The sequence below is a fragment of the Streptomyces sp. NRRL S-31 genome (genome assembly GCF_000718775.1).
Taxonomy (GTDB): Bacteria; Actinomycetota; Actinomycetes; order Streptomycetales; family Streptomycetaceae; genus Streptomyces.
Window position 1 is genome coordinate 1 of the sequence record NZ_JOCB01000154.1, and the last position, 10,493, is coordinate 10,493.

At 70.1% G+C, this 10,493-nt stretch carries 8 protein-coding genes; 6 read left to right on the forward strand and 2 right to left on the reverse strand.

From position 1 onward, the window contains the following. The first annotated feature begins 403 nt into the window (after positions 1 to 403). The 6 genes from IF37_RS0136695 (at position 404) to pknB (ending at position 8,813) form a co-directional block, all read left to right on the forward strand. Positions 404 to 1,261: a DUF3662 and FHA domain-containing protein gene (locus IF37_RS0136695; protein WP_030753420.1), complete on the forward strand. Its 858-nt coding sequence runs from the start codon at positions 404 to 406 to the stop codon at positions 1,259 to 1,261. Between the two features lie 10 nt (positions 1,262 to 1,271). After that, entirely contained in the window at positions 1,272 to 1,811 is a 540-nt protein-coding gene (locus tag IF37_RS0136700) for an FHA domain-containing protein (protein ID WP_030753423.1), read from the forward strand. Between the two features lie 140 nt (positions 1,812 to 1,951). Beyond that, positions 1,952 to 3,652: a Stp1/IreP family PP2C-type Ser/Thr phosphatase gene (locus IF37_RS0136705; protein WP_253915953.1), complete on the forward strand. Its 1,701-nt coding sequence runs from the start codon at positions 1,952 to 1,954 to the stop codon at positions 3,650 to 3,652. A 27-nt stretch (positions 3,653 to 3,679) separates the two neighbouring features. Next, positions 3,680 to 5,131, forward strand: a complete 1,452-nt coding sequence (locus IF37_RS0136710; RefSeq protein WP_030753429.1) for an FtsW/RodA/SpoVE family cell cycle protein — start codon at positions 3,680 to 3,682, stop codon at positions 5,129 to 5,131. Beyond that, a complete protein-coding gene (locus tag IF37_RS0136715; protein WP_030753432.1) occupies positions 5,128 to 6,612 on the forward strand; it encodes a penicillin-binding protein 2 in 1,485 nt (494 codons plus the stop codon). The genes IF37_RS0136710 and IF37_RS0136715 overlap by 4 nt, the downstream gene beginning before the upstream one ends. 194 nt (positions 6,613 to 6,806) lie before the next feature. Beyond that, positions 6,807 to 8,813 carry a Stk1 family PASTA domain-containing Ser/Thr kinase gene (gene pknB / locus IF37_RS0136720; protein WP_030753434.1) on the forward strand — a complete coding sequence of 669 codons (2,007 nt, stop codon included), beginning with the start codon at positions 6,807 to 6,809 and terminating at the stop codon, positions 8,811 to 8,813. Positions 8,814 to 8,882: 69 nt separating this feature from the next. On the opposite strand, the gene IF37_RS0136725 is transcribed toward pknB, so the two are convergent. Further along, positions 8,883 to 9,653 (reverse strand): class E sortase, encoded by a 771-nt coding sequence (locus IF37_RS0136725; protein ID WP_030753436.1) that lies wholly within the window; start codon positions 9,651 to 9,653, stop codon positions 8,883 to 8,885. Between the two features lie 41 nt (positions 9,654 to 9,694). Then, positions 9,695 to 10,493: class E sortase (locus IF37_RS0136730; RefSeq protein ID WP_030753438.1), on the reverse strand; the 799-nt coding region annotated here is incomplete at its 5' end.

Sequence of the window (10,493 nt, forward strand, 5' to 3'; positions counted from 1 at the left end):
GCCGCCCACCGCGCCCGCGACGCCGGCCGCGCCACCGCGCCCGCCCCCACCGCGCCCCGCCCAGCCCCGCCCGTCGCACGCCGGCGGTCCGCACTCAGGCGCGGACGTCCCCCTGCGCGTCCGTGTACGTATCAAGGAGACACGCCTCACGTATCAACCTCGTACCGGTCCCGGTCATCCGTCCTGGAGACGGCCGGGCGCACAGCCGGGTGCGGGACACTGGTCCTCGCCCGCCTCTACGATCCATGGCAGCAGGACACGCGCCAGTCGTTCAAAGGGGAGCCGCTGGGGGAACCGGCTGATTGGCGGGCGCGTAGATACGATCAGTGAGCAGTACGGCGGTACCCGGCAAGGCAGCGGTACCGAGCAGGCAAGACGACGGCAGGGACGGAGGAGGTGCCCCATGGGAGTCCTGAAGAAGTTCGAGCAGCGTCTCGAAGGTCTGGTGAACGGCACCTTCGCCAAGGTCTTCAAGTCCGAGGTCCAGCCCGTGGAGATCGCCGGCGCGCTCCAGCGCGAGTGCGACAACAACGCGACCATCTGGAACCGCGACCGGACCGTCGTGCCCAACGACTTCATCGTGGAGCTGAGCGCGCCCGACTACGAGCGCCTCAGCCCCTACTCCGGGCAGCTCGGCGACGAGCTGGCCGGCATGGTGCGCGACTACGCCAAGCAGCAGCGCTACACCTTCATGGGACCGATCAAGGTCAACCTGGAGAAGGCCGACGACCTGGACACCGGCCTGTACCGGGTGCGCTCGCGCACCCTGGCCTCCTCCAGCAGCCAGCAGGCGGCGCCCGACGCACCGGCGCCCGGGCGCCCCGGGCAGGGTGCCCCCGGCGGCTACGGCCACCCGCCGGCCACCCCCGCCGGCGCGCCCCCCATGCCGTCCGCGCCGCCGCCCGGCGCCCGCCCCGGCGGGTACGGTTACCCACAGCCCGCCACCCAGCGGCCCGCGGCGGCGCCGATGAGCGGTGCGCGCACCCGCTACTGGATCGAGATCAACGGCACCCGCCACCAGATCTCCCGCCCGACGCTGGTGCTGGGCCGCAGCACCGACGCCGACGTGCGGATCGACGACCCCGGCGTGTCCCGCCGGCACTGCGAGATCCGGACCGGAACGCCCTCGACGATCCAGGATCTCGGCTCCACCAACGGCATCGTGGTGGACGGGCAGCACACCACCCGCGCTACGCTCCGCGACGGCTCGCGGATCGTCGTGGGCAGCACCACCGTTATCTATAGGCAAGCCGAAGGGTGAAGCGGGGGCAATGTCAGAGCTGACCCTCACGGTCATGCGGCTGGGTTTCCTGGCCGTACTGTGGCTGTTCGTGATCGTGGCCGTGCAGGTCATCCGGAGCGACCTGTTCGGTACGCGCGTCACCCAGCGCGGATCGCGTAGGGAAGCGGCCCGGCCCCAGCAGTCGGGCCGGCAGCAGGCCCGCCAGCAGCGCGGCCAGCAGCAGGCACCGCCGCAGCAGCGCGGCCAGCAGAGCGGCGGCCGGCGTGGCCGCAACGCCCCCACCAAGCTGGTCGTGACCGAGGGCACCCTGACCGGCACCACCGTCGCGCTCCAGGGCCAGACCATCACGCTGGGCCGGGCGCACGACTCCACGATCGTGCTGGACGACGACTACGCCTCCAGCCGCCATGCCAGGATCTACCCGGACCGTGACGGGCAGTGGATCATCGAGGACCTCGGCTCCACCAACGGCACGTACCTGGACCGGTCCCGGCTGACGACCCCCACACCGATCCCCCTGGGCGCGCCGATCCGCATCGGCAAGACCGCAATCGAGCTGCGGAAGTAGTGCTACATCATGAGTAAGCGCGAGCGGAGCGAGCACGCAGCGGCAGGCCGCCACCCGGTCTCCGGCGCGCTCCCGACCGGAGGGTGGGCAGTGTGGCTCGACACGACCGGCTGCATTCGGAGCCGACGGGCGAGGTGCGCATGAGTCTGTCACTGCGCTTCGCCGCCGGATCGCACAAGGGCATGATCCGGGAAGGCAACGAGGACTCCGGTTACGCCGGTCCGCGCCTGCTCGCGATCGCCGACGGCATGGGCGGCCAGGCGGCCGGCGAGGTCGCCTCCTCCGAGGTGATCTCCACCCTGGTCACCCTCGACGACGACGTGCCCGGCTCCGACATCCTCACCTCGCTCGGCACCGCCGTGCAGCGCGCCAACGACCAGCTGCGCGCCATGGTGGAGGAGGACCCCCAGCTCGAGGGCATGGGCACCACCCTGACCGCGCTGCTGTGGACCGGTCAGCGGCTCGGTCTCGTGCACGTCGGCGACTCGCGCGCGTACCTGCTCCGGGACGGAGTCCTCACCCAGATCACCCAGGACCACACCTGGGTGCAGCGACTGGTGGACGAGGGCCGGATCACCGAGGAGGAGGCCACCACCCACCCGCAGCGCTCCCTGCTGATGCGGGCCCTCGGCAGCAGTGAGCACGTCGAGCCCGACCTGTCGGTCCGCGAGGTCCGCGCCGGCGACCGCTATCTGATCTGCTCCGACGGCCTGTCCGGCGTCGTCTCCCACCAGACGATGGAGGAGGCGCTCGCCAGCTACCAGGGTCCGCAGGAGACCGTGCAGGAGCTGATCCAGCTCGCGCTGCGCGGCGGCGGCCCCGACAACATCACCGTGATCGTCGCCGACGTGCTGGACCTGGACCAGGGCGACACCCTCGCCGGCCAGCTGTCCGACCAGCCGGTGGTGGTCGGCGCGGTCGCCGAGAACCAGCTCCACCTGAACGACAACGGCATCATGCAGACCCCGGCCGGCCGCGCCTCGCACCTCGGCCGCGGTCAGGGGCACGGTGGCGGCGAGTTCGGCCCGCCCGGCTCCGGCGACGCCGGCTACATCCCGGCCGACGGCTTCGACGACTACGCCGACGGCGACTTCGGCAAGCCGCGCAAGCAGCGCAGATGGCTGAAGACCTCGCTCTACGGCGTCCTCGCCCTGGCCGTGGTCGGCGGCGGCCTGTACGGCGGCTACCGCTGGACGCAGACGCAGTACTACGTCGGCGCCAAGGACGAGCACGTCGCGCTGTACCGCGGGATCGACCAGAACCTGGCCTGGGTGTCGCTGTCGAAGGTGGAGAAGGACCACCCCGAGATCGAACTCAAGTACCTGCCGCCGTACCAGCAGAAGCAGGTGAAGGCCACGATCGCGGAGGGCGGCCTGGTGGCGGCCCGGTCCAAGGTCGACGAGCTGGCCGTGCAGGCCTCGGCCTGCCGGAAGCAGGCCGAGCGCAAGGCCGCGGACGAGGCCGCGCGGGAGAAGGCCGAGAACGACAAGGGCAAGGGCGCCAGCCCGAACCCCACGGACTCGGGCTCGGGCACCGGTTCCGGCACGGGCACGACCGGCAGCACCGGCACCGGTACCAGTGGCAGCGGCACCGGTGGTAGCGGCGGCGCCACGGACACCGTCGCGCACACCGCGTCCACCACGGTCTCCGCCCTGACCCCCGCCTTCACGCAGGTCTCCTTCGTCACGAAGGCCTCCCCGAACCCGAACCCGTCGGCCTCGAAGACGCCCCCGGCGACCCCTTCGAAGTCTCCGTCCACGACCCCGTCCGCGACCCCCAGCCCCGGCCCCACCCTCTCGGAGGATGAGCAGAAGGTCGTCTCGCTGTGCGGTAAGCAGTAGGCAAGCCGTGAGAGGCCCCGTCACACGATGAGCAGTACTACGAATTCGCCGACGCATCACACGTCCACGATCGGCGCCATCGGCGCGCCGAGCCGCCGCAACACCGAGCTGGCCCTGCTGGTCTTCGCCGTGGCCATCCCGGTGTTCGCCTACGCCAACGTGGGCCTGGCCCTCAACGACCAGGTCCCGTCCGGTCTGCTGACCTACGGCCTGGCCCTGCTCCTGCTGGCCGGCGTGGCCCACCTCGCCGTACGGAAGTTCGCGCCGTACGCCGACCCGCTGCTGCTGCCGCTGGCCACCCTGCTCAACGGGCTCGGGCTGGTCGTGATCTGGCGGCTGGACCAGTCCAAGCTGCTCCAGTCGCTGCGGGGCTTCTCTCCCTCCGCGCCGCGCCAGCTGCTGTACACCGCGCTGGCCATCGCCGTCTTCACCGCCGTGCTGTTCTTCCTGAAGGACCACCGGGTCCTCCAGCGCTACACGTACATCTCGATGTTCGCCGCCCTGGTGCTGCTCATCCTGCCGCTGGTGCCGGGGCTCGGCGCCAACATCTACGGCGCGAAGATCTGGATCCGGATCCCCGGTCTCGGCTCCCTCCAGCCCGGTGAGTTCGCGAAGATCGTCCTCGCGGTCTTCTTCGCCGGCTACCTGATGGTCAAGCGCGATGCCCTGGCCCTCGCCAGCCGCCGCTTCATGGGCCTCTACCTGCCGCGCGGCCGTGACCTCGGTCCGATCCTGGTGGTCTGGGCGATCTCGATCCTCATCCTGGTCTTCGAGACCGACCTCGGCACCTCGCTGCTGTTCTTCGGCATGTTCGTGATCATGCTGTACGTCGCCACCGAGCGGACCAGCTGGATCGTCTTCGGCCTGCTGATGTCCGCGGTCGGCGCCGTCGGCGTGGCGAGCTTCGAGCCACACATCCAGACCCGTGTGCACGCCTGGCTCGACCCGATGCGCGAGTACGAACTCAGCCGTCAGGTCACCCACGACGGCATCCTCCACTCCGACCAGCTGCAACAGTCCCTGTGGGCGTTCGGCTCCGGCGGCACCCTCGGCACGGGCTGGGGCCAGGGCCACTCGGACCTGATCAAGTTCGCCGCCAACTCCGACTTCGTGCTCGCGACGTTCGGCGAGGAGCTGGGCCTGGCCGGCATCATGGCGATCCTGCTGATCTACGGCCTGATCGTGGAGCGCGGCCTGCGCACCGCCCTCGCGGCTCGCGACCCGTTCGGCAAGCTGCTCGCCGTCGGCCTGTCCGGCGCCTTCGCGCTCCAGGTCTTCGTGGTGGCCGGCGGTGTCATGGGGCTCATCCCGCTGACCGGTATGACCATGCCGTTCCTCGCTTCCGGCGGTTCCTCCGTGCTGGCCAACTGGGCCCTGATCGGCATCCTGATCCGCATCAGCGACACCGCCCGCCGCCCGGCGCCCGCCCCCGCCGGAAACCCCGACGCCGAGATGACCCAGGTGGTCCGCCCGTCATGAACAAGCCCCTGCGCCGGATCGCGATCTTCTGCGGTCTGCTCGTGCTGACCCTGCTGATCCGGGACAACTGGCTCCAGTACGTGAAGGCCGACGGCCTCAAGGAGGACCCGAGCAACCGCCGCGTCACCATCGCCCGGTACGCCACCCCACGCGGTGACATCATCGTCGGCGGCAACCCGATCACCGGGTCCGCCGAGGGTGGCAAGACCGGTCTGAACGACCTCAAGTACAAGCGGACGTACAAGAACGGCGCCATGTGGGCGCCGGTCACCGGGTACGCCTCGCAGGCCTTCGGCGCCACCCAGCTGGAGTCCCTGGAGGACGGCATCCTCACCGGCGACGACGACCGGCTGTTCTTCCGCAAGACCCTGGACATGGTCACCGGCAAGGAGCAGCAGGGCGGCAACGTCGTCACCACGCTCAACGGCGCCGCGCAGAAGGCCGCGTACGACGGTCTGAAGAAGCAGGGCGGCAAGGGCGCGGTCGTCGCGCTGGAGCCCTCCACCGGCAAGATCCTGGCGCTGGCCTCGTACCCGTCGTACGACCCCTCGTCCTTCGCGGGGAACACCAACGACGACGCGGCGGCCTGGAAGAAGCTCCAGAAGAAGTACAACCCCGACGACCCGATGCTGAACCGGGCACTGCGCGAGACCTACCCGCCGGGCTCCACCTTCAAGGTGGTCACGGCCGCGGCGGCGCTGGAGAACGGCAAGTACACCTCGGCCGACCAGAAGACCGAGACGCCGCTGCCGTGGGTCATGCCGGGCACCAGGACCGAGCTGAAGAACGAGGGCAGCATCCCGTGCGAGAACGCGACCATGCGGGTCGCGCTCCAGTACTCGTGCAACACCGTCTTCGGCAAGATCGGCTCCGACCTCGGCAACGACAAGATGCTCGCCGAGGCGAAGAAGTTCGGCTTCGACGCCGAGCAGTTCACCCCGGTCCGCGCCACCGCCTCGGTGTTCTCCGACGGCATGAACCAGTCGCAGACCGCGCTGTCCTCCATCGGCCAGTACAACACCGCCGCGACCCCGCTCCAGATGGCCATGGTCGCCTCGGCGGTCGCCAACGACGGCAAGCTGATGAAGCCGTACATGGTGGACGAGCTGGTCTCCTCCAACCTGGACCCGGTCGCCAAGACCGAGCCGGAGGAGCTGAGCCGGCCGCTGTCGCCGGGCAACGCGCAGATCCTCCAGGACATGATGCAGACGGTGGTCGAGAAGGGCACCGGCACGCGGGCGAAGATCGACGGCGCGACGGTCGGCGGCAAGACCGGTACCGCCCAGCACGGTGTGGAGAACAGCGAGAACCCGTACGCCTGGTTCATCTCCTACGCCAAGCTGGGTGACGGCAGCGCGCCGGTCGCCGTGGCCGTGGTGATCGAGGACGACGCGGCCAACCGCGACGACATCTCCGGTGGCGGCCTGGCCGCGCCGATCGCGAGGAACGTCATGAAGGCGGTCATCGACTCCAAGAAGTGACCGCCGACGGCCCCGGGCAGTGACGCCGCTCACACCCCCTTCACATCGTCGCACGTTGCGATACCGGTCCTGTATCGGGTTACGGGCTTGGCCAGGTCACACAGAGCGAGCCGGGTACGGTAGGCCCGGACGGCAGCCTCCGGCCGCGCACAGGAGTGCGCGGCCGAGACCACGGAGAGGGCTGGTAGGTAGCTATGGAAGAGCCGCGTCGCCTCGGCGGCCGGTATGAGCTGGGCCAGGTGCTCGGTCGCGGTGGCATGGCGGAGGTCTACCTCGCGCATGACACCCGTCTCGGCCGCACCGTGGCGGTGAAGACGCTGCGCGCGGACCTCGCGCGCGACCCGTCCTTCCAGGCCCGGTTCCGCCGGGAGGCCCAGTCGGCCGCCTCGCTCAACCATCCCGCGATCGTCGCGGTCTACGACACGGGCGAGGACTACATCGACGGGGTCTCCATCCCGTACATCGTGATGGAGTACGTCGACGGGTCCACGCTCCGCGAGCTGCTGCACTCCGGCCGCAAGCTGCTGCCCGAGCGCTCGATGGAGATGACCGTCGGCATCCTCCAGGGTCTGGAGTACGCCCACCGCAGCGGCATCGTCCACCGTGACATCAAGCCGGCCAACGTCATGCTGACCCGCAACGGCCAGGTCAAGGTGATGGACTTCGGCATCGCCCGCGCCATGGGCGACGCCGGCATGACCATGACGCAGACGGCGGCGGTCATCGGCACGGCCCAGTACCTCTCGCCGGAACAGGCCAAGGGCGAGCAGGTCGACGCGCGGTCCGACCTGTACTCGACCGGCTGCCTCCTCTACGAACTGCTGACGGTGCGGCCCCCCTTCGTGGGCGACTCGCCGGTGGCCGTGGCCTACCAGCACGTCCGGGAGGAACCGCAGCCCCCGTCGGTCTTCGACCCCGAGATCACGCCGGAGATGGACGCGATCGTCCTCAAGGCGCTGGTCAAGGACCCCGACTACCGCTACCAGTCGGCCGACGAGATGCGCGCCGACATCGAGGCGTGTCTGGACGGCCAGCCGGTGGCGGCCACGGCGGCGCTGAGCGCGGTGGGCTACGGCGGCTACCCCGACGACCAGGCGACGACGGCGCTGCGCTCGGACGCGGGCGGCGGGGCGACCACCATGCTCCCGCCGATGAACGCCGACGACGGCGGCTACGGCTACGACGACCGCCCGGACCGGCGCCGGCAGCAGAAGAAGTCCAACTCCTCCACCATCCTGCTGGTGGTCGCGGGCCTGCTCGTGCTGGTCGGCGCCATCCTGATCGGCAAGTACGCGTTCACCGCCCACGACTCCGGGAACGACCCGGTGACCGTGCCCGCCTTCGTGGGCAACTCGGAGAAGCGCGCGGAGAAGATGGCCGACAACGTCGGCCTGAAGCTGACGGTCACCAAGAAGCCCTGCGAAAACCAGGCCACGGGCAACGTGTGCTCGCAGGACCCGGGCCAGGGCGAGAAGGTCGACAAGGGCACCACGGTGAACCTGGTCGTCTCGACCGGCGCGCCGAAGGTCGCGGTGCCCAGCGTCCTCGGCCAGAGCTTCGAGGACGCCAAGGCGACGCTGGAGGGCGACAAGTACCAGTTCAACGTCGAGAAGCAGGAGAAGGTCTCGGCGGAGCAGCCCGGTACGGTCACCGACCAGGACCCGCCGCTCGGCCAGGAGGTCGAGAAGGGCACGACGATCACCCTCACGGTCGCCAAGGCCGAGGAGAAGATCACCGTGCCGGACGTCACCGGCAAGTCCTGTGACGAGGCGAAGGCCGAGCTCCAGGGCAAGGGTCTGGTGCCGAGCTGCGCCGATACCCAGGTCGCCGACCCGGCCCAGGACGGGAAGGTGCAGAACACCAACCCGGCGGCGGGCCAGCAGGTCGTCAAGAACACCAACGTGGTGATCAACGTCGGCAAGGCCCAGCAGCAGCCGCAGCAGAAGCCGGTGCCGAACGTCGTCACCCAGCGGGTGAAGGACGCCCGGAAGATCCTTCAGCAGGCCGGCTTCAACAACATCCAGTTCGCGCCCGGCAGCCCCGGCGACGACAACGCGTTCGTCACCCAGCAGGACCCGCAGGCCAACAGCAACGCCGACCCGAACGGGACGACGATCACGCTGACCACGGTCTCCTTCGACGGCCACAACAACGGCGGCGGCAACGGCGGCCCCGGCCTCTTCGGCGGGGTCAACGGCTGACGCCACCGACCCTGCGCGTGGGCCCTGCCGGGTACTCCCGGCAGGGCCCACCGTCGTCCCGGCTCCGGGTCAGCGCAGTTCCTTCGGCGGGGTGCGCTCGCTGTCGACCTTCTCCACACGGACCAGTTCGCCCCAGACCACGTAACGGTGGCGGGAGGTGTAGACGGGGGTGCAGGTCGTCAGGGTGATGTAGTGGCCCGGCCGCTTCCGGCCGGACTCCTCCGGGACCTGTGACAGCACCTCGACGTTGTACTTCGAGGTCTCGGGGAGGATCGAGTAGACCTTGTAGACGTACCAGTCGTCCCGTGTCTCGAAGACGATCGGGTCGCCCTCGGCGAGCTTGTCGATGTTGTGGAACTTGGCGCCATGGCCGTCCCGGTGGGCGGCGAGGGTGAAGTTGCCGTCCTTGCCGGTCATGGGCAGGGTCGCCTTGACCGGGTCCGTGTAGTAGCCGGCCACGCCGTCGTTGAGGACGTCCGTGCCCGTGCCCTTCTCGACCAGCACCTCGCCGTTGCGCATCGCCGGCACGTGCAGGAACCCGATGCCGTCCTTGGTGTCGAGCGCGCCGGGACCGGAGGCGGAGGAGTCCCGCTGGTGCGCCCAGTGTTCGCGCACCGTGTCGGCCCGCCGGTCGGCCTTCCGGTCCGCTATCACGTTGGTCCACCACAGCGAGTAGACGACGAACAGGCCGAGCAACACGCCCACCGTGATGAGGAGTTCCCCGAAGACGCTGACCGCCAGCGCGATCCGGCCGGGGCGCCGGCGGCGTGGTGCCGGATCCGGTTCGGACGCGCCCGTGGTCTCGTCGGTCTCGTCGGTCTCGTCGGCGGTCGCTGCCACAGTTCCTCTGCCCTTACTCGATGAGCCGTACTCGATGAGCGCTACTCGATGAGCGCGTCCGGCTTGCCCTCGCTGCGCGGGCGTTGCTGGACCATCTTGCCCCAGACGATCAGCCGGTACTTGCTGGTGAACTCCGGCGTACAGGTGGTGAGGGTGATGTACCGGCCGGGCCCGGTGAAGCCGGAGCCCGGGGGGACCGGGTTCAGCACGCTCGTGTTGGACGGCGGGGTCACCGGGAGCATCGAGGTCACCTTGTACACGAAGTAGGTGTCCTGCGTCTCGACCACGACCGCGTCGCCGGCCCGGAGCCGGTTGATGTAGCGGAACGGCTCCCCGTGCGTGTTGCGGTGCGCCGCGAGACCGAAGTTGCCGGTCCGGTCCTGGGGCATCGCCGTCTTCAGCGGGGCCTCGCCGTAGTGCCCCACCATGCCCTTGTCGAGCACCCGCTTGTTGCTGACGCCCTCCGCGATGGGCGCGGCCACGTCCAGCTTCGGGATGTGCAGGATGGCGAAGCCCTGCCCCGGCTCGAAGACGCCCGGGTTGCGCTTGCCGCTGGCCCAGTCGTCCTGGAGCTGGTGCGCCTCGCTGCCGGCCTGGGCGTGCGCGCGGACGTTGGTCCACCACAGCTGGTAGGTGACGAACAGCAGCATCAGCACGCCGGTGGTGATGAACACCTCGCCGACGGCCCGGCTCGCCAGGGTCGCCGGGCTCGGTCTGCGCAGCCGGGCCTGGCGCCGGGCCTCCACCCGGGTCAGGGGCCGCCGCGGGTCCCGCTCCGCCGGGGGCGCCGGGGAGGCCGGGGGCGTCCGCGTCTCCCGGGTACCGCCGCCGTGCCGGCCC

What these genes read in the sequence shown, in the direction of transcription:
- IF37_RS0136695 (WP_030753420.1), top strand. Translation starts at nt 404, where the DNA reads ATGGGAGTCCTGAAGAAGTTCGAGCAGCGTCTCGAAGGTCTGGTGAAC.
- IF37_RS0136700 (WP_030753423.1), top strand. Translation starts at nt 1,272, where the DNA reads ATGTCAGAGCTGACCCTCACGGTCATGCGGCTGGGTTTCCTGGCCGTA.
- IF37_RS0136705 (WP_253915953.1), top strand. Translation starts at nt 1,952, where the DNA reads ATGAGTCTGTCACTGCGCTTCGCCGCCGGATCGCACAAGGGCATGATC.
- IF37_RS0136710 (WP_030753429.1), top strand. Translation starts at nt 3,680, where the DNA reads ATGAGCAGTACTACGAATTCGCCGACGCATCACACGTCCACGATCGGC.
- IF37_RS0136715 (WP_030753432.1), top strand. Translation starts at nt 5,128, where the DNA reads ATGAACAAGCCCCTGCGCCGGATCGCGATCTTCTGCGGTCTGCTCGTG.
- pknB (WP_030753434.1), top strand. Translation starts at nt 6,807, where the DNA reads ATGGAAGAGCCGCGTCGCCTCGGCGGCCGGTATGAGCTGGGCCAGGTG.